Here is a 23,621-nt window from a genome sequence, read left to right as displayed (position 1 = left end):
TCACTGTCCCGCTGGAATGGCGACCGCATCCTGCGCCTGCCAGTCCAGTTCGAGCACGTCGCCGATGCTGTGGTCGTCGCTGAGGGTGCGGGTCGGATAGGCCGCCACGAGCTGCGGTAGCCCGGGTGCCAGCGCTTCCAGATAGAGCTTGGTGAGGCTGCCCGTGACCATGATGTCGGTGAGCCGACCCTTGAGCCTGCCCGATCCCTCGCCGGCGGGGCGCACCGTGATGTTCTGCGGGCGCACCATGACCGTCACCTTCGCGCCGGCTGCCAGATCGGCGCCATTGCCGATCGCCTGCCCGCTGCCGGCGCCTCCGTCGAGCGTCACGGCCAGCGTACCGGCTTCGTTGCGGTCCACCTGTGCGGGCAGAAGGTTCGATTCCCCCAGGAAGTCCGCCACGAAGACCGTCCGCGGGCGGAAGTAGAGATCGCCGGGCGCGCCCAGTTGTTCGATCTTCCCGCTGTTCATCAGGCAGATGCGATCCGACATGGTCATCGCCTCTTCCTGATCGTGCGTCACATAGACGATGGTGGTGCCGAGCTCGCGGTGGATGCGCTTGATCTCGAGCTGCATATGCTCGCGCAGCTTCTTGTCGAGCGCGCCGAGCGGTTCGTCCATGAGAATGATGGACGGGCGATAGACGAGGCAGCGGGCGAGCGCGATGCGCTGCTGCTGGCCGCCGGACAGCTCTCGCGGGAAGCGCTTGGCCACATGGGGCAGACGCACCAGCTCCAGCGCCTCGGCGGCGCGCTTCTTCGCGTCCGCGCCCTTCACCTTCCGCATCTTGAGCGGGAAAGCGATGTTGTCCTCAATGGTCATGTGCGGGAACAGGGCATAGTTCTGGAACACCATGCCGAGGTCGCGCTCATAGGGCGGGCGGTAGGTCACGTCCGCGCCGCCGATGCGGATGGCGCCGTCATCCGGCGCCGCGAGGCCGGCGATGAGGCTGAGCAGCGTGGTCTTGCCCGAGCCCGAGGGGCCGAGCAGCGTCAGGAACTCGCCGGCAGCCACCTCCAGATCGGTGGGCGCGAGGGCGACGAATTCGCCGTAGCGCTTGCCGAGGCCGTGGACGGACAGGCTGGACGAGGACATCAAACGGCTCCGGGACAAGTGTCTGCGACAAGAAGGGGGTGCCGGCCGGATGGGGAAGATCCGGCCGGCACGCTCGGCGCCCTGGGGAGGGGAGAGCGGGCGCCGAGTGGGATCAGCCGAGCACCCAGCTGTTGAAGCGCTCGATGACGGCCGCCTGGTTCTTCAGCCAGTAGGCAGCGTCGATCTGGAGGCCGGACTGAATGTTGGCCGGGAAGGTCGGGCAGTTCTTGGCGATGTCCGGCTTGATGTAGTCGAACGCCTTCGGCTGGGTGACGCCGGCGGGGAAGAATTCGGTCAGCTTGGCCATGCGCTCCGGATCGGAGGCGAACTTGATGAACTCGCGGCAGGCGTCGGCGTTGGGCGTGCCGGCGAGGATCGACCAGTGGTCGCCGCCCCAGATGCCCTGGTCCCAGATGATCTCCACCGGGGCGCCCTTGGCCTGCGCGGCCTGTGCGCGGGAAACCCAGGTCGGGATCATGTCCACCTCACCGGAGGTGAGGACCTGTTCCACCAGCGCGCCGGAGGTCCACCAGACGGCGATGTTCGGCTTGATCTGGTCGAGCGCCGCGAAGGCCTTGTCCACATTGCAGGGGTAGACGAGGTTGGTGGGGACGCCGGTCGCCATCAGCGCTTCCTCGACGGTGTCGAAGGGATGCTTGCGCATGGCGCGGCGGCCGGGGAAGTCCTTCACGTTCCAGAAGTCGGCCCAGGACTTGGGCGCCTTCTTGCCCTGGAAAGCGTCCGTGCGATAGGCGAGCACCGTCGTATAGACGTTCGTGCCGACGCCGTAGGGGGACATGTACTGGGCCGGGATCGACGCGATCACCGGATCGCTCTCGAGGCCATGCTTCTCAAGATAGGGCGTGCCGCCGTCGGTGAGGATCAGGATGGCCGGCTTGCTGATCTTGGCCATGTCCCAGGTGTAGTTCTTCGTCTCTACCATGCTCTTGATCTGAGCGGTCGGTTCGGCGGCGGCCTGCACGCCCACCACCTCGATGCCGGTCTTCTCGGTGAACGGCTTATAGAACACCGCGCCGTAGGCCTTGGTGTAGATGCCGCCGTCGTCGCGCACTACGATGCGTTTGCCGGCGGCGCGGGAGGGCGACCAGACGGCCGGCATCATGACCGCGGCTGCGCCGGCGGCGGCGCTCTTGAGCAGCGTGCGGCGGGAGGGACCGGTACCGGAAACGTCAGTCATGGGCTCACCTCTGAAGTTTGTTATGAGGACCTGAGACACTGTTTGAACGTGGGATCGGCCGTTTCCCGGCTCAGGCTGCGGGAGGCAGCAGGCGGCCGGGGTTGAAGAGGTTGTCGGGGTCGAAGGCGGCCTTCACCGCGTGCATGAGCTTGAGTTCGACGGGCGACTTGAAGTGCGCCATCTCCGCGATGTGCGTGCGCCCCACGCCGTGCTCGGCACTGAAGGTGCCGCCGAGAGCGTGGGAAACCTCGTTCACCACATGGCGCATCCGGTGCGCCATGGCCTCCTTGTCGGCCACCGCCTCCCATTCTGGATAGGTGAAGAAGGGAATGAAGTGGGCATTGCCGTCGCCCATGTGGGCGACGACGATCACCGGCAGGTCCGGAACAATGGCGCGAACGGCTTCCGTCGCCTGCGCGATGAAGGTCGGCACGGCCGAGACCGGCACCGCGCAGTCGGTGGTGAGGCCGACGCCGGCCTTCTTGTTGGCTTCCGACACCGAGTGGCGGATCTCCCAGAGGGCCGCGCGCTGGGCTTCGCTGGCGGCGAGGACGGCATCCTCGATGAGGTCGGCTTCCATGGCCTCTTCGAGCACCCGGCCGAGAACGGCGGACAGCTCCACCTCGGGGCTGTTGTCGCTCAGTTCCACCAGCACGTGCCAGGGATGGCTGGCCGAGAAGGGATTACGGCGGCCCGGAACATTTGCGAGCACGAGATCAAGCTGGAGGTCATTGATGAGCTCGAAGGCGGAAAGGCGGGCACCGCAGGCGGACTGGAGCCGTCCGAGCAGGGACAGCGCCGCATCCGGCGAGCTGACGCCGACCCAGGCCACACAGAAGGCGGTCGGCAGCGGGTGCAGCTTCAGGGTGGCGCCGGTGATGATGCCGAGCGTGCCTTCCGAGCCGATGAACAGGTGCTTGAGGTCGTAGCCCGTGTTGTTCTTGCGGAGCGCCTTCAGACCGTCCCAGATGGCGCCGTCCGGCAGCACCGCTTCAAGGCCGAGGATATTCTCGCGGGTGTTGCCGTAGCGCAGGACGGCGGTGCCGCCGGCATTGGTGGCGATGGTGCCGGCGATCTGGCAGGAGCCTTCCGCCCCGAGGCTGATGGGATAGAGCCGGCCAGCCTCTCGCGCCGCCTCCTGCACGTTCGCAAGCACGCAGCCGCCGTCCACCACCATGGCATTGTTGGCGGGATCGACGGACCGGATGCGGCGCAGGCGGGAGAGCGCGACGATCACCGGGGGCTGCCCGTCCGTGCCAGGCACCGCGCCGCCGCACAGGCTGGTGTTGCCGCCCTGCGGCAGGACCGGAACGCCATGGGCGTGGCACAGGCGCACCACATCGGACACTTCCTGCGTGCTCCTTGGCAGCACGACGCAGGCCGCGGGGCCGCGATATCGCTCGCGCCAGTCTTCGATATGCGCCGCGACGTCCGCCGCCTCCGTGAGGAGGCTGTCGGCGCCGAGGAGCGCGGTCAAAGCGGAGACGATATCGGAAGACGGACTGGCCATGCTTAGACCTTGAGTAATCGCATTACAATTACTATGATTGGAATACGCTACATATGTTTTGGCATGCGCACAAGCGCCTGCGCAGCCTCATCTGGGGCTGGGCCGGTGGATTTCCGCGGCTGATGAGATCGGGCTTATCAGCCCTGTGTGTCCGGACCGAGCATCTTGCGCAGAAGAAACTGCAGGGCCACGCGTTCCGCCGCATTGAGATTTTGAAGCGTCAGTTCCGTGATCCGATGGGCGCAGGGCACCATCTCTGCGATTGCCGTCCGGCCGCCGTCCGTCAGCGTTGCGATCACCTTGCGCCGGTCTTCCGGGTCTGTGGTGAGAGAGATGAGTTCGCGGGCGCGCAGGCGGTCGATGATGCCGCGGATGGTGCCCTGGTCGACGGCCGTCAGGCGGACCAGTTCGCTCTGGGAACTCGGGCCGTTGTCGCGCAGGGCGCAGAGGGTGACGAACTGGACTGCGGTGAGGTTGGGGTCGGCCGCGTGCTGCTGGAAGATCGCCAGGTGGCGCTGGTAGGTCTTGCGCAGGAGGTGGCCGACCTGTTCGCGGAAGTCGTAGGGGCCGTCCGCGTGCGGAGCGTCGGCCGTTCCGGTCGAAGTCTCGCGGTGGCGATCGTCGGACACGCTGTCACTCCGGCCGTGACGGTCCCGTCGTTCCGTCACGACGGCGCTCATCTATGGGATCGTAGTGTGCACTCTTCTTCTCGCGCAATCGGGAAATGTTGATTTCGCGCTGCGTCTCGAAATTTGTGCGTGTGCAAATTAAATTGGCACGCGCTGCACAAAATATCCTTGCTCGAAAACGCTCGCGAGGCCGCCTTCTACGTTGACGAACTAAAAAGTGTGTACTCTACTTCGCAAGCAATCGATCGGTACCGGATAGGTGCACGCTCCGCCGCAGGCACGCTTCTGCGGCTTCCCCTCGGTCCTGCGACGCCTATTCTGCGTGGAACGACACAGCCAGCGGGGTCAGCTTCATGTCCTTCTTCCCGTCCATCCGGTCCTTTGTGGCTGCGGTCACGATCACCGGCGTCGCCGCCGTCGGCGCCGCCAAGGCCGACGAGATTTCCGTGACCCAGTGGGGCACGAGCCTCTATGGCGCGCCTTATGCGGTGGCCATGGCGGAAGGCCTGTTCAAGAAGGCGGGTGTCGACATCACGAGCATCATCGGCTCCGGAGGCGGCGGCACGACGGTGCGCAATCTTCTCGCCAGCGATACGCCTTATGGCGATGTGGCGATCGCCGCCGCGCTCGCGGCGCAGCGTCAGGGGCTCGATGTCATCATCGTCAACACGGGTACCCGTTCGGTGGCGGAAGCCTCCCTCGTCACCATGCCGGACTCGCCGATCAAGTCGCTGAAGGATCTGGAAGGCAAGAAGGTCGCCATCACCTCGCCCAAGGGCGTCTCGGAGATGCTGCTGCTGATGGCGCTCAAGGAACAGGGCGTGGACGCGTCCAAGGTGGAGCGCGTGGCCTCGGGCGGCTATGTGAACGGCCTCACCATGCTGGAGCAGGGCGCCGTGGCCGCGGCGGCCCTTATTGAGCCGCTCTCCATCATCCGCGCCGACAAGTACCGGACCGTCGTCAATTACGGCAAGGTGCTGCCGCCCATGACGACCTCGGTGGGCATCACGACGCGCGCCTTCGCCAAGGCCAATCCGGCAAAGCTCAAGGCGATCATCGCCGGCCGGGCCGACGGTGTGAAAGCCATCTATGCCGATCCCGCCAAGGCAGCGGAGATCGTCGGCAAGGACTTCAAGCTTGAGCCGAAGATCGCAAAGATCGCGGTGGACAACATGATCGGTCCGCGCATGTGGAGCGAGGGCGAGTTCTCCATTCCCGAATTGAACCGCACCGTGGACGGCTTGAAGCTGATCGGCGAAGTGACGGCCGACGTGGACTGGTCGAAGCTGCTCGATCCGAGCTACCTGCCTCCGGCCCTCCAGGGCACGAAATGAGCGCGGTGCTCGCAGCGGTGCCCTCCGCCGCCACCGACGACCACCACGCCCGGCTGACGGGCGTGACCCGGGTCTTCGGCTCCCCCAAGGGGGGCGCAGTCCACGCGCTTGGACCGGTGGATCTCGACCTGCGGCGGGGGGAGTTCTTCTCGGTGGTCGGCCCTTCGGGCTGCGGCAAGTCCACCCTGCTGGACGTCCTCGCCGGTCTCTCGGCCCCTACGGCCGGACGTGCGGAATTCGAGGGCAAGCCGATCACCGGCGTGCCGGCGGGCGTCGGCGTGGTGTTCCAGGAGGACGCGTCCTTCCCCTGGTTGAATGTGCACGACAACGTCTCTTTCGGCCTCCGGCGCTCGGGCGTCGATCCTGCGGAGATCGAGCGGCGCGTGGACTATGCCCTCGGCTTCATGGGGCTGAAGGATTTTGCCAAGGCCTATCCGGCGCAACTCTCCGGCGGCATGCGCCAGCGCGTGTGCATCGCCCGCACGCTGGTCATGCAGCCGCGCCTCATCCTTCTCGACGAGCCCTTCGGCGCGCTCGACCAGCAGACCCGACTGCTGATGGGTGACGAACTGCTGCGCCTCTGGCGGGAGACGAACGCGACGGTTCTCCTCATTACACACGCGCTGGACGAGGCGGCCATGCTCTCCGATCGCGTGGGCGTGATGTCGGCCCGTCCCGGCCTGTTCATCGACGTCCTGGAAACCGGCTGGCCGCGCGATCGGGACAGCCGCATCGTCTCCCATCCGCGCTTCGGCGAACTCACCGCGCATCTGTGGGAGAAGCTGCGCGCTGAATCCCTCAAGCACCTGCGCGGAAGCTGAGGAGGCGGCCGTGGCGACTTCGGCGCTCTACCGCTTCTCCGGCTATGCCTTCTGGCTGCGGCTCGCTGTCATCGTGGGCGCGGTCGGGGCGCTGGAATTTGCCTGCCGCATCGGCTGGATTCCCATGACCATCCTTCTGCCGCCGTCGGTCATGGCGGCGAGCCTTGCGGAGATCCTGGCGCGCGGCACCTACAATCGCGACATGCTGGTGAGCTTCAGCAACGTGGCGGCGGCGGCCGTGATCGCCATCGTGCTCGGCTTTCTCATCGGCGCCATCCTGCACGCCCTGCCGAAGGTGCGCGGTGCGGTGGAGCCTCTGCTGGCCAGCTATTATGCTGTCCCGACCTTCATGTTCTACCCGGTCTTCATCATCCTGTTCGGGGTCGGCAGCGGGGCCATCATCGCCATCGCCGTGCTGCTCGCCATCGTGGCCATGATCACCGCGACACTGAACGGCATCGACCGCATTCCGCCCGTGCTCGGCAAGACCGCGCGCATGCTGCGCATGGGGCCGGTGGAGCGGGCCTTGAAGATCAGCCTGCCGGCGGCGCTGCCCTATCTCTTCACCGGCATGAAGCTCTCGGTTGCTTATGCCTTCATCGGCGTCATCGCGTCCGAATTCATCCTGTCGGGCGCCGGCATCGGTTATGCCATTGCCTATGCCTATAACAACTTCAACAACCGCGACATGTACGCCTTGATGTTGCTCATCATCCTGGCGGTCACGGTGATCAATGCCGGGCTCGACGCGGTCGACCGGCGGCTCCAGTCCCGGCTGAGGCGGTGATCGCCATGCGCCATGTCCTTGGTCCTCTCCTCGTCATTCTCGCCGGCCTCGTCGCCTGGGAGGCGCTGCACCTCGGTGTCGCCAATTCCAGCCTGCCCTCGCCGCTGGAAACGCTCCGCCAGATGGGCGTGCTGCTGGGTGATCCCACCTTCTGGAAGCAGGCAGGCCAGACCTTTTATGCGTTTGCGGTGGCGGTTGTTCTCTCCACGGCGGCGGGCATCACTCTTGGTGTCCTGCTCGGCATGAAGCGGCTCGCGGGGGAGGTGGCGGAGCCCATCCTCGTGAACCTCTATTCGCTGCCGAAGGTGACGCTCTATCCGCTGGTGCTGCTCATCTTCGGACTCGGCATCTCCGCCCGCATCGCCTTCGGCATCATGCATGGTCTGATCCCGCTCACGCTCTTCACCATGAACGCCATCCTGCAGCTGAAGCCGGTCTATCGGCGAAGCGCGGCGGTGATGGGGCTCACCTCGTGGCAGACGGCGGTGAGCGTCATCCTCCCCGCCATCCTACCGCAGGTCATCACCGGCGCCCGGCTCGGGGTCTCGCTCTGCCTGCTGGGCGTGCTCATCGGGGAGATGTTCGCCTCGCGCAACGGCCTCGGCTATATGGTCACCCATGCCATGGAGCGGGGCGACATGCCGACCGTTCTGGCTGTCGCCCTCCTCATCGCCATCGTGGCGCTCGTCGCCAACGGCCTCCTGCTCGCGCTCGACCGTTCGCGGCGGCCGTCATGAGGAGGTGCCGCACCTGAAATCGTCCTTCCGGTCCTGACGGACCACCGCTGATCGCTCTGAAATTCTGTCCCGCCGGGCCGCCACGACGGCCTCCCGGCGCCGGCGGCAACACGCCTGAATTCAATGCGCCTTCCTCGGGAGAAGCCCCATGTATGATCCCTTCCAGATTGACCGGCTGATCGACCTCTGGCTTGCCGAGGACATCGGCTATTGCGACCTCACCGTGCAGGTGATGATCGAGCCGGACGAGCAGGGCCATTTCTACATGAATGCCCGCGAGCCCATGACCATTTCCGGCATCGAGATCGCGGCCGCCATCTTCCGGCGCTACGACAAGCGGCTCGACGTGGAAGTGAAGGTGAAGGACGGCGATGTGGTGGAAAAGGGCGCGGTGCTGCTCACCGTGCGCGGCCCGGCGCGGGGCATCCTCACCGCCGAGCGCACGGCCCTCAATATTGTCCAGCGCATGAGCGGCATCGCCACCGAGACGGCGAAATATGTGGCGGCGGTTGCCGGCACCAAGGCGCGCCTCATCGACACCCGCAAGACCACGCCCGGCCTGCGCATGATCGAGAAGCATGCCGTCACATCCGGCGGCGGCCTCAACCATCGCCTCGGCCTCGATAACGGCGTGATGATCAAGGACAACCACATCGCCGTGTGCGGCGGCATCGGCCCGGCTGTCGCCCGCGCCCGGAAAAGCCTGCCGACCCTCACCAAGATCGAGGTGGAATGCGACCGCCTCGATCAGGTGGGCGAGGCGCTCGCAGCGGGTGCGGACGTGATCATGCTCGACAACATGTCCATCCCGGACATGAAGGCGGCGGTGGAGCTGGTGGCCGGGCGCGTGCCGCTGGAAGCCTCCGGCGGGATCCGGCTCGACACCATCGGCCCGATCGCGCAGACGGGGGTGAACTACATTTCCACCAGCAAGATCACCCAGTCGGCGCCAGCCGTCGACATCGGCCTCGACGAGGCGGAGTGAGCGTCATGGGATCGGGACTCTTCTTCTTCGTGGTCGGGCCGAGCGGCTCGGGCAAGGACACCCTCATCGAGGGGGCGAAGGCGGCTCTCGGTCCCACCGGACGTTACGTGTTTGCGCGCCGGGCCATCACCCGGCCGGCCGATGCGGGCGGCGAGGCGCACGAGGCGCTGAGCGTTGACCAGTTTGACGCCGTGCTGGCGCAGGGCGGATTCCTGATCCATTGGGAGGCCCATGGGCTCAAATACGGCCTGCGCGCCACACTGCTCGACGACATGGCCGCCGGGCGTCACGTGATCGCCAACGGCTCGCGAGCCATGGTCGCGGCGCTGGCGGAGCGGGTGCCGCATCTCGTGGTGGTGGAGATCACCGCACCGGAGGCGGTGCTGGCCGAGCGGCTGAAGGGCAGGGGACGCGAGGGCGCGGAGAACATCGCCGCCCGGCTTGAGCGCAAAGTGCCGCCGTTTCCGGAGAGCGTCACGGTCATTCAGGTGCCGAACGACAGCACGCCGCGCGCCGGCATCGAGAAATTCGTCGCTGCGCTTGTCGCGCAGACCGCCCGCCTGAGGCTGGTGCGGATGGCCATTGAGACCGGACGCCGCAACGTCGCCTTTCTGGCTCGTGGGAATACCGTTGTGGCCGCACCGGACTATCTCGGGCCGGGACGTGTGGACCTGATCGGGGAGGGGCGCAGTATCCGCGCCGAAGTGGCCCTGGTGGGCGATGCCTTGCTGCCGTCCGATGCCGTCGGCCTGTCGTCGGAAGCCTTCGGGGCTCTCGGCCTGCCCGAAGGCGCGGAACTGGTCCTCACCCGCACCCCCGTGCCCGAAAGCCGCGCCGCGCTCCGCCGTAAGATCCAGGGCGCGACGCTGGATGAGGGCGCTTATGCGCAGGTCGTCGGAGACATCGTGGAGGGGCGTTATCCCGACAGCGAGGTCGCCGGCTTTCTCGTAGCCGCCGACCGCAGCCTGAGTGACGACGAAGTGCTGGCGCTCGCCAAGGTGCGGGCGAAATTCGCGAGCCGCATCACATGGGACGAGCCCATGGTGGTGGACAAGCATTCCATGGGCGGCATTCCCGGTTCCCGCATCACCATGATCGTGGTGCCGATCGTCGCCGCGCACGGGCTCGCCATCCCCAAGACCTCCTCCCGCGCCATCACCTCGGCGGCCGGCACGGCGGACGCCATGGAGACGCTGGCGCGCGTCGATCTCGACAGCGCCGAGGTGCGCCGGACGGTGGAACGGGCACGCGGCTGCATCGCCTGGAACGGGCGGCTCAGTCATTCGGCCCTCGATGATGTCATGAACGCCATTACGCGGCCGCTGGGGCTCGATTCCACCCGCTGGTCGGTGGCCTCCATCCTGTCCAAGAAGCTGGCGGCTGGCTCGACCCATGTGGTGATCGACCTGCCGTTTGGCGCCCGCGCCCGCGTGAAGGGGGCGGGCGAAGCCCACGAGATGGCGCGCCTGTTCGAGCAGGTCGGCGCCGGGCTCGGCCTCACCGTCGAAGCCATTCCCACCGACGGCAGCGCTCCCATCGGGCGCGGCATCGGGCCGGCTCTTGAGGTCCGGGACGTGCTCTGGGTCCTGGAGGATCATTCCGAAGCCCCGCCGGACCTGAAAGAGAAGGCCCTCTTCTTCGCCAGCCGCATTCTCGCCTGGGATCCGGCCGTTGGTCCGGACAGGGCGCGCGCCCGCGCCGAGGAGCTTCTCGCTTCCGGTGCCGCCCGCGCGGCGCTGGAGCGGATCGTGGAGGCGCAAGGGCGCTGGAGCGAGCCGGTGCGTCCCGCCCGCCTCACGCACACCGTGACCGCCCAAAATGACGGACAGGTGAGCGATATCGACGGGTTCGCCGTGGCCGGCATCGCTCGCCTTGCCGGCGCGCCGCTGGACAAGGGTGCCGGTATCGATCTGAAGGCGCGGGTGGGCGACGTGGTGCGCGCGGGAGACCCGCTCTTTGTCATCCATGCCTCCACGGCTGCCGATCTCGAGGCGGCCGCGGGCGCCGCGCTCGCGTTCGACGGCTACGGCATCATGATGGACGGGAAAGCATTCCGCAGGATCAATCCGGAGCGGTAGCTCCGTGGCGCAATCTCCGGGCAAGGCCGGCGAAATATAAGGCAGGCTGGACGTAAATGCCGCTTGAAGAAGGCGGCAGGCCAGCTACAGCCTTAGGGAGACGCCACCCGTGACGATCAAGCGCCTGCTATCTCTGTCCATCCTGTGTGTTGCCGCGATAGCCTGCGCGCTATCGATCATGATGGCCGTGCGGCAGTACAACCAGCTCACCCTGAGCCAGGATGCGCGCCTCCGCCTGGAGGTGGTCCGTGCGCTTGCCGACGTGCCGCGGGTGATGAATCCGGAGCGGGGCCTGCTCACGCTCGCCATCCAGACCATGACGAGCGATCAGGTCAGCCGCACCGATCTGCCGGCCTATCGCGAGGCCTCCGAAAAGGCGCTGGCCGCCATCCGCGCCCGCACCGAGGCGACGGTCGGCCAGCTTGCCGACGCGGACGCCATCATCGCGGTGTCGAAGCAGCTGGACGAGGCCTATCGCCAGATCAAGGACACCCAGTCCAGCGCCATGGCCCTGCCCATCAACCAGCGCGGCACGGCGGCCAATGTGGTGACCGACAAGGCGAGCGCCATGAATACGCTTGCCGCGCAGGCGCTCAACACGCAGCTGCGCAAGATGGCGCCCGCCAACGGCGTCGCCTTCGCCTGGGGCAATGTCGGTGCCGCTGTCCTGGATCTGCGTGATTACGGCGGACGTCAGGCGGGCATGCTGCAGTCGCTGGTGGCGGCGCACAAGCCGGTGACGCCCGAGCAGCGCATCCAGTTCTACACCCTCCAGGGCCGCGTGGATCAGCTCTGGGGTGGCCTGTGGGAACTGCGGAACGTGACGGGCGGTGCGCCCTCCTTCAAGCCGGCGCTCGACAAGGCGAACAGCGACTACATCCAGTTCTTCGCCGGCCTGCGGGACGAGATGGCGAAGTATTTCGAGACGGGCGACTTCCCCATCGACGGCAGCACCTATCGCGAGCGCACCTTCCGCATGTGGAACGTCGTCATCGCCTTGCGCGACGCCGCGTTCGAAGGCTCCGAGCTTGCCATCGACAGTGCCATCGCCTCCGCGCGCCAGAACCTGATCCTCTCGGTCGTCGGCCTCGTGGTGGTGGTGCTTGCTGCCATTGCCGTGCTCGTGGTGGTGCAGCGCCGGGCCATTCGTCCTCTGTTCCAGATGACGGCGGCCATCGGCCGGATCGCCGACGGCGAGCTGGAGACCGAAATCCCCGGTGTCGGCCGCAAGGACGAAATCGGTCATATGGCCAGCTCCGTGCAGGTGTTCAAGGACAGCCTGCTGCGCAACAGCGCGCTGGAGGCGGAAACCGCCGCCGCCCGAGCGCGTTCGGAGGCCGAGCGCCGCGATGCCATGCAGCAGCTCGCGGATCTGTTCGAGACCAATGTGGGCGGCATCATCGGCGCCGTGGGGGCTTCCGCCGACCAGCTCAAGGCCTCGGCACAGGTGCTCTCGCAGAGCGCCGACGACACCGCCGGCCGCTCGAACACCGTTGCCGCTGCGGCCGAGCAGGCGGCGGCGAACGTCAACGTCGTCGCCTCCTCTGCGGAGGAACTCGGCAGCTCCGTGCAGGAAATCCGCCGGCAGGTGCAGCAGGCGGCGGACGTGTCCATGACCGCCGTGAACGAGGCGCATGCCACGGGCGAGATCGTCCGCGAACTCTCGCTGGCTGCGGCCAAGATCAGCGACATCCTGAACCTCATCAGCTCGATCGCCGGCCAGACCAACCTCCTTGCCCTCAATGCCACCATCGAGGCGGCGCGTGCGGGTGAGGCAGGCAAGGGCTTCGCAGTGGTGGCGAGCGAGGTGAAGGAACTCGCCGACCAGACGGCCAAGGCCACCGCCGAGATCTCGGGGCAGGTGGGCGCCATCCAGTCCACCACCGGCAAGGCGGTGGATGCCATCGGCCGTATCGCCACCACCATTCAGGAGATGAACACCTACGCCAATGCCGTCGCGGCGGCCGTGGCGCAGCAGGGTGTCGCCACCGGCGAGATCGTGCGCAGCGTCGCGGAAGCGTCCGCGGGCACGAGCGAGGTGACCGGCAACATCACTGGCGTTGCACAGACCGCGCAGAGCGTGGGGTCTGCGGCGGGGCAGGTGCTGACGCTGTCCTCCGACCTCCAGGGCCAGGCGCAGGCGCTGAGCGCGGAAATGGCGCGCTTCCTCCAGACGGTCCGGGCCGCCTGAGTCGCATCGCCCCGCAAGAGACACGCAGCGGGCGGCTTCGGCCGCCCGTCTGCGTTTGGAGGCACGTTCAGGCGCTGGCGATCTGACCGCCCCAGACCTGCGAGAGGAAATCCACGAACACTTGAACGCCAGGCGACTGCGTCGGGCTGATCCAGGCGGCGCAGGTGAGAAGCTGGTCCGGCGTGTCCTCGATCTCGCGGATGACGATGCCCCGGCGCTGGAGGTTGCGCACGCAGCTCGCATAGAGGCTGATGCCCGCCCCTGCGGCCACGAGGCCGAAGATGCCTTCGGAGGATGAGGCTTCCTGCACGATGTCCGGCACGAAGCCGGCCCGGTGGCAGAGTGCGAAGAGCTGGTTGCGGAAGGCGCCCCAGTTCTCGCCGGACCCGAGCACGAAGGGCTCGCGGGCGAGATCCGACAGGCGCAGGTTGCGCACGTTCGAGAGCGGGTGGGTGGTCGGCAGAAGGACCACGTAGCGGTCGCGGTCGAAGGTGTAGCTGGCGAGCCCCGGCTGGTCCACGGGGCCGATGAGGAAGCCGATGTCGATACGGTCCGCCAGCAGCGCCTCATACTGCTTCAGGGTCGCGATGAAGGACAGTTCGAGCCGGATGTCCGGCCGCATGCGGCTGAAGCTGCGCAACAGTTCGGGCAGGCGCCCGTTGATGGCGAAATCCATGTAGGCGATGCGCAGGATGCCGGTCTCGCCCTTGGCGGTACGCCGGGCGATGGACACCGCGCGGTCGAGCCGGTCCATGGCGAGCGCGCATTCCCCAAGGAAGGCCTTGCCGGCTTCCGTCAGCTCCACGGTACGCGTGGTTCGGCGGAAGAGGGGAACGCCCACCTCCCGCTCGAGCTCGCCGATCAGCCGGCTCATGCCGGGCTGGGTCATGTTCAGCCGTTCCGCCGCCCGGCCGAAATGCAAGGTCTCGGCGAGGACGATGAAGCTCCGGATGTGGCGCAGGTCGAAACGCATCCGGAATTCATACCAAAAACCGTATCAATAGCGAAGAAATTAGAATTTCCAATTCTCGATCGAACGGCCCCATCGTTGCGGTCAAGCGCAGCAACAACAGCGCGAACCTCCAGAGGACGACAGCGATGGCTTTCGATGCGGAACTCGACGCAGCCCTTTCGGCTGCCTTCGGCAAGGCGAGCGAACTCTATCAGCGCAACGGCTTCCAGCGCCGTGTCGGCTTCGGCCGGCGGCCCGCGCTGATCAATGTGGATCTCGCCAATGCCTGGACGCGCCCCGGCAATCCCTTCACCTGCGAGAAGATCGACGAGGAGATCATTCCGGGCGTGCAGGCGCTGCTGGCCGCGTGCCGCCGCAACGGCCATCCCGTGGTTCATGTCACGACCTGCTATCAGGTGACCGACCGCGCCAGCGATGCCACGGACATGGGGCTCTGGCACCAGAAGATCCCGGTCGAAGTGGTGGCTCAGGACAAGCCGGACCTCTGGGCCATCGACAGCCGCATCGAGCCGGTGCCGGGCGAACAGGTTCTCATCAAGAAGCGCGCCTCGGCCTTCCATGGCACCTATCTTGCCGGCTTCCTGCGCGCCAACAATGTGGACACCATCCTCGTCACCGGCGTCACCGCTTCCGCCTGCGTGCGCACGACGTTGTGCGACGGGCTTGCGGAAGGCTTCCGCACCATTGCGGTGAAGGAATGCATCGGTGATCGCGTGCCGGGTGCGGTGGCCTGGAACCTGTTCGATATCGACGCCAAGTTCGCCGATGTGGAGCCCCTGTCGCGCTGCATCGCCTATCTGGACGACGTGGGTACGCGCGCTGCCGCCTGAGGCCGGTCCGTCCACGAGGCGCGCGCTCCGTGCGCGCCTCTTCGCCACGCACGCATCATAAAAATCCAGAGGCGGACATGACGAAGACGACTACTCCCTTTTCTGCGCCCCTTTCGCGCCGCTCTGTCCTCGTGGGCCTTGGCCTTGCTGCCGGCAGCGCCGTGTTCGGCCTGCCCCGTGGCGCCGCCGCCCTTGAGGGCACACTTGTGGTCTCCAACTGGGGCGGCGACTGGAACGAACGCACCATCAAGTTCGTCGAGGCGCCGCTGGTGGAAAGCCAGGGCATCAAGATCGTCCGCGACCTCGGCATGGAGCCGGAGCGCAAGGCCAAGCTCATCGCCGAGAAGCGCCTGCGTCGCGGCACCATCGACGTCATCCATATCAATGAAGGCGACAGCGTCGAACTGAACGGCCAGGACGTGCTGGCCGACATCGATTTCGCCAAGGTGCCGAACTATGCGGACGTGGTGCCGGCGCTGAAGTCCAAGCCATTCTTCGTGCCGTGGCTCTATAGCGGCGTGACGCTCATCTACAACAAGGACAAGGTGCCGAACCCGCCGAAGTCCTATGCGGAGTTGTGGGACAAGAAATGGGCCGGAAAGCTCGGCCTCACCAACCAGCTCTATTTCAATTATGTGATGATGGCCGGGCTCATCAAGGGCGGAAACGTCACCAATACGGAAGAGGGCAAGAAGCGCCTCATCGAGCTGAAAGAACTCACCCAGCCGCGCATCTATGCGGCCCATCAGCAACTGGCGGCAGGCCTTGCCAATGGCGAGGTGGACATCGCCATCAATTACAAGGCGCGCGGCCTCCAGTGGGCCAATGATGGGGCGCCGCTCGCCATCCAGTATCCGGCCGAGGGCGCTATCGCCGTCATGTTCGGCGCGGCCCTGCCCAAGCGGGCCCCGAGCCCGGAGCTGGCCTATGTCTATTTCAACGCCATGCTCGATCCCAAGGCCATGGCGGGCCTCGCGGGCGCCAGCTTCTACGCTCCGGCCAACGCCAAGGCAGCCCTTTCGCCCGAGCTGAAAGCGAAGATCGATTTCACGGCGGCGGAGGCCGCGGCGCTCAAATTCCCCGATTATGAGCACGTGGCCAAGAATACGGCCGAATGGCTGGAGTGGTGGAACAAGAACATCGCCCGCTGAGCCGCGACATGCCCGCCTCAGCGATGAACGGTCAGATGGAAATGGATGTGCCCGCGCCTCGCGCGCGGGCCGGCGTCCGGGTGTCGCCGGCCTTCGGGCTGGCGACACCGGCCACGCTCTTCGTGCTGCTCGGGCTGGTGGCGCCGCTGGCGCTGATGTTCCGCTACAGCCTCAACCGCTTCGTGCCTGGCCAGATGATGGTCGAGGCGCTGACCCTCGCCAATTATCAGAAGTTCTTTTCCGACAGCTTCTATCAGGAGGTGCTGGGCACCACGCTCTGGGTGTCTGCCCTCTCCACCGTCCTGTGCCTGCTGGCGGGCTTCCCCGTCGCTTACGCGCTGGTGCGCCACGCCGGGCCGAAGTGGAAGCCGCGCCTGCTCATCCTCATCATCCTGCCGCTGCTCATGGGCAATGCGGTGCGCACCGCCGCCTGGATGGTGATCCTCGGCGACAAGGGCCTGTTCAATGCCGCGCTCGGCAGCGTGGGCCTCTCCGCCGTCAAGCTGATGTACACGCCGACCGCCGTCGTCATCGGCCTCGTTTCCGTGATGCTGCCCTTCATGATCGTAACGCTCCAGAGCGTGCTGGAGGGCATCGACGAAAATCTGGAGGCTGCCGCAGCCAGCCTCGGCGCGCCGCATGGGGTGGTGCTGCGCCGAGTGGTGCTGCCGCTGGCGCTGCCGGGCCTCCTCGCCGGCACCATGCTGTGCTTCATCCTCTCGATGAATGCCTATGCGACGCCGGTGCTGATCGGCGGGCCGACCTTCCACATGATGGCGCCCACCGTCTATCAGCAGGTGGCCAAGGCCATGAACTGGCCCTTCGGCGCCGCGCTCGCCTTCGTGCTGATGGCCGTCACCCTGTGCCTCACCACCACCGCAAATGTGCTGGTGCAGCGGCATTACCGGAAGTGGAGCGAGTGATGGGCGCGCTTGCCATCCGCCGCATCTATGCCGGCCTCTCCGCCACCGTGCTCGCCTTCGTGCTCCTGCCGCTGGTCGCCATCGTCTGGGTGAGCTTCTTCGAGAACCGCATCCTCTCCTTCCCGCCCACCGGCTACACCTTGTCCTGGTACGCGCGGGCCTGGGAGCAGGAGGCCTTCCGCAACGGCTTCCTCACCAGCGTGGAGACGGCGATGTGCGCGGTCGTCATCTCGCTCGGGCTCGGCATTCCGGCGAGCCTTGCGCTGGTGCGCTATCGCTTTCTGGGCCGCGATGCCATCCAGACGCTGCTGCTGGCACCCATGGTGGTGCCCGGCATCGTCGGCGGCGCGGCGCTGTTCATCGCCTTCATCGAGCTGGAGGTGCTGATCGACCGGGACGTGACCGGCACCTTCGGTGGCCTGCTGGTCGCCCATGGCCTCATCGCGCTGCCCTGGACGGTGCGACTTGTCACGGCGGGTCTCGCGGGCGCCAACCGCTCCTGCGAGGAAGCGGCTTCCTCCCTCGGGGCTGCGCCCTTCACGGTGTTCCGGCGGGTGACGCTGCCGATGATCCGCCCCGCCATCGTCGCGGCGGCGCTGTTCTCCTTCGTCATCTCCTTCATCGATCTGGAGAAGTCGATCTTCCTCGTGGGGCCGGGCCGCACCACGCTCCAGATCGCGCTCGTCTCCTATCTGGAGTGGAACCTCGATTCCACCGTCGCCGCCGTCGCCACCGTCCAGATCCTCATCATCGGCACGCTGCTCATCGTCAGCGACCGCTACGCGAAACTTGCCCGCGCCTTCTGAGCGCCGGGCTGCGAACACGGGTGCTTCCATGTCCGAGGTCGTTCTCCAGTCCATCGTCAAGCGCTACGAGCACATGGTCGCAGTCGACCATGTCTCCCTCTCTATCGGGCAGGGAGAACTGGTGGCGCTGCTCGGCCCCTCCGGCTGCGGCAAGACCACGACGCTGCGCATGGTCGGCGGCTTCGTGCCGGTGACCGAGGGGCGCATCATGGTGGGCGGGCGCGATGTCACCCACCTGCCGCCGCACAAGCGCAACATGGGCTTCGGCTTCCAGAATTACGCGCTGTTCCCGCACATGAGCGTCGCGCAGAACGTCGCCTTCGGCCTTGAGATGCGCAAGGTCTCCAAGGCCGACATCGCCGCGCGGGTGAAGACGGCGCTGGACAAGGTGCGCCTCGGCCACCTGTCGGAGCGCCTGCCCAAGCAATTGTCCGGCGGCCAGCAGCAGCGCGTGGCGCTGGCGCGGGCGCTGGTGATCGAGCCGGACGTGCTGCTGCTCGACGAGCCACTCTCCAATCTCGATGCCCAGTTGCGGCAGGAGATGAAGCTGGAAATCCGGCAGATCCAGCGGTCACTCGGCATCACCACCATCTTCGTAACCCATGATCAGGACGAGGCGCTCTCAGTCTCCGACCGGGTGGTGGTGATGCGCGCCGGGCGCATCGAGCAGGAGGGCTCGCCGGACGAGGTCTTCGCCACGCCGAAATCCCATTTCGTGGCCGAGTTCATGGGGGTGACCAATCTTCTGCCGGGGCGCCCCGACACCGGGGGCTTCCGGCTCGCGACGGGCGAGGTGGTCCCGGTCGCCGGCCCGCCGCCGGGCAAGGAGGACGTGGCCCTCGGCGTGCGCCCCGAACGGATCGTCATCGCGGTGGGCGAGGGCGGGCAGGGCCATCTGCCCGGCCGGGTCGAGCTGGCCACCTATCGGGGCCTCGTCATCGACTATCAGGTGCGGGCCGCTTCCGGTCTCACCCTCACCGCCCGCTGCCCCTCGCCGGCCGCCGGCGGCCCAAGCCCGCTGAATGCGGGTCAGCCGGTTCATGTCTCCTGGCAGCCGGAGGCGGCGGTTCTCGTGCCGCTCTGAGCTTCCGGTCTCCGCCCATTTTCCATTTTTCAAGCGAAGGAAGAGTATCGTGTCGACGCTTCACGACAGCCTGATCGTCATTGACGGCCTGATCATTTCCGATTTCAGCCGCCCGGTTTTCGAGGACATGCGCAAGGGCGGCCTGACGGCCGCCAACTGCACCTGCTCGGTGTGGGAGAACTTCACCGAGACCATGCGCAACATCGCCAAGTGGAAGGCGGATTTCCGCACACACGCGGATCTCATCACGCAGGTCTACACCACCGGGGACATCCTCCGCGCCAAGGCGGAGAACAAGACGGGCATCATCCTCGGCTGGCAGAACACCAGTGCCATCGACGACCGCATCGAATATCTGCCGCTGTTCCACGAACTCGGCATCCGCATCATCCAGATGACCTACAACACCCAGAACTGGGTGGGCTCGGGCTGCTACGAGAGCCGCGACAGCGGCCTCTCCGACTTCGGCCATGACGTGGTGGCGGAGATGAACCGCCTCGGCATCCTGTGCGATCTCTCGCATGTGGGACCGAAGACCTCCGAGGATGTCATCAAGGCGTCCAAGCAGCGCGTGGCCTATTCCCACTGCCTGCCGTCCGGCCTCAAGGAGCACAAGCGCAACAAGAGCGACGAGCAGTTGCGCTTCATCGCCGAGAAGGGCGGCTTCGTCGGCGTGACCATGTTCCCGCCCTTCCTCAAGAAAGGCCCGGCCGCGACGGTCGCCGATTATGTCGAGGCGATGGAATACGTCATCAACCTCGTGGGCGAGGATATCGTCGGCGTCGGGACCGACTTCACGCAGGGCTATGGCCAGCCCTTCTTCGACTGGATCACCCACGACAAGGGTTTCGGCCGCAAGCTCACCGACTTCGGCGCGGTCATCAATCCCGAGGGCTTCCGCGAGATCGGCGACTTCCCGAACCTCACCGCCGCCATGGAGCAGCGCGGCTGGTCCACGGGTCGCATCGAGAAGGTGATGGGCGGCAACTGGCTGCAGCTCCTGAAGGACGTGTGGGGCCGCTGAGGCCCCGCTCATCGCGCCGCAACAGAAGGAACCGTCCGTGGCCAAGCCTGAAATCGAACTCGACGTCGATCCGGAAACAGGGCGCTGGTACGCCGACCAGATGCCGATGATCCTGGTGCCCCAGCATTTCTACAACAACAACCACTTCGCCATCGAGGCGGAGATCGGCGCGGAGGCGTTCAACGCCGCCCTCGCGCCCGCCGGGCACAAGTCCGCCTATGTGTGGTGCAAGAAGCAGAGCGAGGTCTATGGCCTCAGCGGCGTCGATGTGTTCGCCCATTATATGAAGCGCCTCTCCCAGCGCGGCTGGGGCAAGTTCTCCATCCTCGCCATCGATCCGGTTGCGGGCACGGCCACCGTGCGGCTCGACCATTCCTCCTTCGTCACGGACGAGACGCGAGGGGCGGGGCGCAAGCTCTGCTACATGTTCGCGCCCTGGCTCGCCGGTGCCCTCGAATTCGTCTGCGAGCAGGCGGGCGCGCCGCGCAAGCTCCAGTCGGCCGAGACGCAATGCGCCGCGGAAGGCCATGCCTTCTGCCTGTTCGAGGTGACGCCGGCCGCCTGATCCGCCGCCGGTTTCCAACCCCAACGATACCAGAACGCGCCTCAAGGCGCGCAGGCCTTCGCTCAACTCAAGACGGGGAACAGACAATGACGGACAAGATCCGCCTCAGCCGCCGCTCGGCGCTCAAGGGGCTCGGGGCGCTCGCCGCCGCGCCGCTGGCGGCGCCCGCGGTGATCACCCGCTCGCTCGCCGCGGGCGAGACGCTGGTGGTCTATAATTTCGACGGCCTGCTCGGAAAGGTCATCAAGGATCACTGGATCGACCCCTTCACCCAGAAGACCGGCGTGAAGGTCGAGGTGCTCACCATGCAGGGTTCCTCGCCGCCTATGGCGAAGATCAAGGCGCAGGTGGATGCGGGCCGGCCCGATGCCGATGTCATCCCCATGCAGATGACGGACTATGTCTTCGGCGTCCGGAACAACTTGTTCCAGACCATCGACGCGAAGGACATGCCGGAATATGCCAACCTCTATCCCAGCTACATCACCCCGCACGGGCCGAAGCTGGTGCTGTGGAGCTATGGCATCGGCTACAACACCGAGAAGGTGAAGACGCCGCCCACCAAATGGGCGGACCTCTGGGACCCGCAGTACAAGGGCAAGGTGGCGCTCAACGAGGCCCTGTTCGATCAGGCCCTCGAAATGGTCAATCTCGTCGTGAAGGGCAAGCCCCTGCCGGTGGACGATGCGACCTTCGCCGCCCTCACCAAACTGCGGCCCAACCTTGCCACCCTCTGGACGACCGGCGCGCAGGCGGAGCAACTGATCCGCTCGGGCGAGGTTTCGCTCATCGCCGTGTGGAACGGGCGCGTCTATCCGCTGAAGGATCAGGGCGTGCCGATCGATTTCGTCAGCCCGCAGGAAGGTTTCTTCACGCGCGCCGATCCCTTCTGCATCCCGCGCGGCGCCCGCAATCCGGATCTCGCCAAGGCCTTCATCAACTTCTCCTGCACCGTCGCCCCGCAGCAGGCGATGGCCGAGAAGCTGTTCTACGCCTCGCCCAACAAGAAGGTCGTCTATTCGCCGGAGATCGCCAAGCGCGTGGTCGTCTCGACGCCCGAGGAACTCGCCCGCGCGGTGCCGGAGGATTACGAGGCTATCGTCGACAATCTGCCCGAATGGCGCCGGCGCTGGGATGCGTGGAAGCAGAGCTGAGCGGAGATCATCCATGGCGCTCCGCACCGGCCGGCGGATCTTCTGGTGGGGGCTCATTGCCCCCACCTTCGTCCTCTATGCCCTCATCTTCTTCGTGCCGCTTGGCATCCTCGGCTCCGAGAGCCTGCATGCCGGCGCCGGCGGCGGGCTGACCTCCGCCAATTACGCCGCCTTCTTTACGGATGGCGTCACGCTTTCCATCTTCTGGCGCACGGTGCGGCTGTCGCTGCTGATCACCGCAGCGTGCATCCTGTTTGGCTATCCGCTGGCGCTGTTCATGCGCCGCGCCGGGCCCGTCCTGCGGCTCGTGGCCCTCACCATCGTCATCTCGCCGCTGCTCACCAGCGTCGTGGTGCGCAACGTGGCCTGGCTGCTGGTGCTGGGGCGCGAGGGCATGGTGAATGCCCTGCTGCGCCAGAGCGGTCTCATCGATGGCCCGCTGCCGCTCCTCTACAACACGTTCGGCGTTGTCGTGGGCGTGACCCACGTCTATCTCGCCTTTCTGGTGATGCCGGTCTTCTCCTCGCTTCTGTCCATCGACCCGTCCGTCGAGGATGCGGCGGCGAGCCTTGGCGCCTCGCGCACCACGGTCTTCTGGCGCGTGACCTTTCCCTTGAGCCTTCCGGGCCTCATCGCGGGGACGACGCTCGTCTTCGTTCTGTCCATGGGCGTCTATCTGACGCCGGTGATCATGGGCGGCAGCTTCGTCACCACTTTGCCGATGGTCATGACCGACCTCGTGCGCAACCAGTTCGACTGGAGCCGGGCGGCGGCCTTCGCCATCGTGCTCCTGGCCTTCATCCTCATCGTCCTCGGCCTGTCGAGCCGGGCGGAGAAGCGGATCGAGCGCATGCGCGGGGAGGGCGCCTGATGACCGACGCCAAGCGGCCCCTGGGCCTCCTCGTCAGCATCGTCGCCGTGGCGGTGATGATCTTCCTCATCCTGCCGCAGGTGATCCTGCTCATTCAGTCCTTCACCGCCGAGGACTATCTGTCCTTCCCGCCGAAGGCCTATGGCCTGCGCTGGTACGGCTTCATCTTCCAGGATGACACCTGGCGGAAGGCGCTCGGCACCAGCCTGATCGTTGCCGGCGTGGTGACGCCACTGGCGCTGCTGTTCGGCACGGCGGCGGCACTCGGCCTCGACCGCGGACCGCTCATCACGCGCAAGGCGTTACGCACCCTGCTGGTCTCACCCATGGTGCTGCCACACGTGGTGCTGGGCATGGCCATCTACCGGGTGTTCCTGCCGCTGCGCTTCGACGACACGCTGATGGGCTTCATCGCCGCCCATCTGGTGCTGTGCATCCCCTATGTGATCGTCACCGTAGGCGCGAGCCTTCAGGCCTTCGACCGCTCGCTGGAGCAGGCGGCAGCCAGTCTCGGCGCGCCTCTGCCGGTGGCGCTGTGGCGGGTGACACTGCCGATCATCCGGCCCGGTCTCATCGGCGGGGCGGTGTTCGCCTTCATCACCTCGTTCGACGAGTTCATCGTCACCTATTTCCTCGCGAGCCGCATGACCACGGCGCCGATCCAGATCTTCTCCAGCCTTTCCTACCAGTTGGAGCCTTCCATTGCGGCGGTCTCCGGCCTGACGCTGGTCGTCACCGCGGCGCTGTCCGGCCTGCTGATCCTGCGCGGCGGCGTGGCGGGCAAGGGGGGAGGTTTTGCCGCATAGCAGGGGCGCTGCACCGGCGCTTGCGGGGGGCGCCGGCGTTTTGTATCGCCTGACCATGGATCGGGATGA

22 protein-coding genes are annotated in these 23,621 nt (G+C 66.4%); 17 read left to right on the top strand and 5 right to left on the bottom strand.

The genetic code is table 11. The features are described from left to right. The 4 genes from AZC_RS12810 to AZC_RS12795 all read right to left on the bottom strand — a co-directional run bounded on the left by AZC_RS12810 (position 1) and on the right by AZC_RS12795 (position 4,483). Positions 1-1,095 carry an ABC transporter ATP-binding protein gene (locus AZC_RS12810; protein ID WP_043879307.1) on the bottom strand — a complete coding sequence of 365 codons (1,095 nt, stop codon included), beginning with the start codon at positions 1,093-1,095 and terminating at the stop codon, positions 1-3. 112 nt (positions 1,096-1,207) lie between these two features. Continuing rightward, complete coding sequence (locus AZC_RS12805) at positions 1,208-2,293, bottom strand: ABC transporter substrate-binding protein (RefSeq protein ID WP_043879306.1); 1,086 nt, start codon at positions 2,291-2,293, stop codon at positions 1,208-1,210. A 70-nt stretch (positions 2,294-2,363) separates the two neighbouring features. Continuing rightward, complete coding sequence (locus AZC_RS12800) at positions 2,364-3,803, bottom strand: FAD-binding oxidoreductase (RefSeq protein ID WP_012171000.1); 1,440 nt, start codon at positions 3,801-3,803, stop codon at positions 2,364-2,366. A gap of 137 nt (positions 3,804-3,940) precedes the next feature. Further along, entirely contained in the window at positions 3,941-4,483 is a 543-nt protein-coding gene (locus AZC_RS12795) for a MarR family winged helix-turn-helix transcriptional regulator (RefSeq protein WP_012170999.1), read from the bottom strand. Positions 4,484-4,785: 302 nt separating this feature from the next. Here AZC_RS12795 and AZC_RS12790 point away from each other — a divergent pair, with 302 nt between their 5' ends. From AZC_RS12790 to AZC_RS12760, 7 genes are all read left to right on the top strand, one after another. After that, positions 4,786-5,766: an ABC transporter substrate-binding protein gene (locus tag AZC_RS12790; protein ID WP_012170998.1), complete on the top strand. Its 981-nt coding sequence runs from the start codon at positions 4,786-4,788 to the stop codon at positions 5,764-5,766. Beyond that, positions 5,763-6,587 (top strand): ABC transporter ATP-binding protein, encoded by an 825-nt coding sequence (locus AZC_RS12785; protein WP_012170997.1) that lies wholly within the window; start codon positions 5,763-5,765, stop codon positions 6,585-6,587. The genes AZC_RS12790 and AZC_RS12785 overlap by 4 nt, the downstream gene beginning before the upstream one ends. A gap of 10 nt (positions 6,588-6,597) precedes the next feature. Next, on the top strand, positions 6,598-7,374 hold the full coding sequence (locus AZC_RS12780) for an ABC transporter permease (protein WP_012170996.1): 777 nt from the start codon (positions 6,598-6,600) through the stop codon (positions 7,372-7,374). A 5-nt stretch (positions 7,375-7,379) separates the two neighbouring features. Then, positions 7,380-8,111: an ABC transporter permease gene (locus tag AZC_RS12775; protein ID WP_043880288.1), complete on the top strand. Its 732-nt coding sequence runs from the start codon at positions 7,380-7,382 to the stop codon at positions 8,109-8,111. Between the two features lie 148 nt (positions 8,112-8,259). Continuing rightward, positions 8,260-9,096, top strand: a complete 837-nt coding sequence (nadC, locus tag AZC_RS12770) for a carboxylating nicotinate-nucleotide diphosphorylase (protein ID WP_012170994.1) — start codon at positions 8,260-8,262, stop codon at positions 9,094-9,096. A gap of 5 nt (positions 9,097-9,101) precedes the next feature. After that, positions 9,102-11,174 carry a phosphonate metabolism protein/1,5-bisphosphokinase (PRPP-forming) PhnN gene (gene phnN / locus AZC_RS12765; protein WP_043879304.1) on the top strand — a complete coding sequence of 691 codons (2,073 nt, stop codon included), beginning with the start codon at positions 9,102-9,104 and terminating at the stop codon, positions 11,172-11,174. A gap of 109 nt (positions 11,175-11,283) precedes the next feature. Then, a complete protein-coding gene (locus AZC_RS12760; RefSeq protein WP_012170992.1) occupies positions 11,284-13,365 on the top strand; it encodes a methyl-accepting chemotaxis protein in 2,082 nt (693 codons plus the stop codon). Positions 13,366-13,432: 67 nt separating this feature from the next. On the opposite strand, the gene AZC_RS12755 is transcribed toward AZC_RS12760, so the two are convergent. Further along, a complete protein-coding gene (locus AZC_RS12755) occupies positions 13,433-14,338 on the bottom strand; it encodes a LysR family transcriptional regulator (protein WP_012170991.1) in 906 nt (301 codons plus the stop codon). A gap of 125 nt (positions 14,339-14,463) precedes the next feature. Between AZC_RS12755 and AZC_RS12750 the strand changes: the two genes are divergently transcribed. The 10 genes from AZC_RS12750 to AZC_RS12705 all read left to right on the top strand — a co-directional run bounded on the left by AZC_RS12750 (position 14,464) and on the right by AZC_RS12705 (position 23,552). After that, complete coding sequence (locus AZC_RS12750; protein ID WP_012170990.1) at positions 14,464-15,168, top strand: isochorismatase family protein; 705 nt, start codon at positions 14,464-14,466, stop codon at positions 15,166-15,168. A gap of 77 nt (positions 15,169-15,245) precedes the next feature. Further along, complete coding sequence (locus AZC_RS12745; RefSeq protein ID WP_043879303.1) at positions 15,246-16,319, top strand: ABC transporter substrate-binding protein; 1,074 nt, start codon at positions 15,246-15,248, stop codon at positions 16,317-16,319. Positions 16,320-16,327: 8 nt separating this feature from the next. Further along, entirely contained in the window at positions 16,328-17,242 is a 915-nt protein-coding gene (locus AZC_RS12740) for an ABC transporter permease (RefSeq protein ID WP_012170988.1), read from the top strand. Continuing rightward, a complete protein-coding gene (locus AZC_RS12735) occupies positions 17,242-18,048 on the top strand; it encodes an ABC transporter permease (RefSeq protein WP_012170987.1) in 807 nt (268 codons plus the stop codon). The genes AZC_RS12740 and AZC_RS12735 overlap by 1 nt, the downstream gene beginning before the upstream one ends. Positions 18,049-18,076: 28 nt before the next feature. Next, the gene (locus AZC_RS12730) at positions 18,077-19,132 is read left to right on the top strand and encodes an ABC transporter ATP-binding protein (protein WP_012170986.1); all 1,056 of its coding nucleotides are present in this window, start codon (positions 18,077-18,079) and stop codon (positions 19,130-19,132) included. Between the two features lie 49 nt (positions 19,133-19,181). Next, complete coding sequence (locus tag AZC_RS12725; protein ID WP_012170985.1) at positions 19,182-20,156, top strand: dipeptidase; 975 nt, start codon at positions 19,182-19,184, stop codon at positions 20,154-20,156. A gap of 37 nt (positions 20,157-20,193) precedes the next feature. Then, positions 20,194-20,721, top strand: a complete 528-nt coding sequence (locus AZC_RS12720) for a DUF5943 domain-containing protein (RefSeq protein ID WP_012170984.1) — start codon at positions 20,194-20,196, stop codon at positions 20,719-20,721. A gap of 86 nt (positions 20,722-20,807) precedes the next feature. Then, positions 20,808-21,875 carry an ABC transporter substrate-binding protein gene (locus AZC_RS12715; protein WP_012170983.1) on the top strand — a complete coding sequence of 356 codons (1,068 nt, stop codon included), beginning with the start codon at positions 20,808-20,810 and terminating at the stop codon, positions 21,873-21,875. A 13-nt stretch (positions 21,876-21,888) separates the two neighbouring features. Continuing rightward, positions 21,889-22,746 (top strand): ABC transporter permease, encoded by an 858-nt coding sequence (locus AZC_RS12710; RefSeq protein ID WP_012170982.1) that lies wholly within the window; start codon positions 21,889-21,891, stop codon positions 22,744-22,746. After that, complete coding sequence (locus AZC_RS12705) at positions 22,746-23,552, top strand: ABC transporter permease (RefSeq protein ID WP_012170981.1); 807 nt, start codon at positions 22,746-22,748, stop codon at positions 23,550-23,552. The genes AZC_RS12710 and AZC_RS12705 overlap by 1 nt, the downstream gene beginning before the upstream one ends. The last annotated feature ends 69 nt before the right edge of the window (positions 23,553-23,621 follow it).

Source organism: Azorhizobium caulinodans ORS 571, assembly GCF_000010525.1.
In the GTDB taxonomy this organism is placed as follows: Bacteria; Pseudomonadota; Alphaproteobacteria; order Rhizobiales; family Xanthobacteraceae; genus Azorhizobium; species Azorhizobium caulinodans.
Note: the sequence above shows the minus strand (reverse complement) of the source record. Positions and strands in the feature narration are given on the sequence as shown.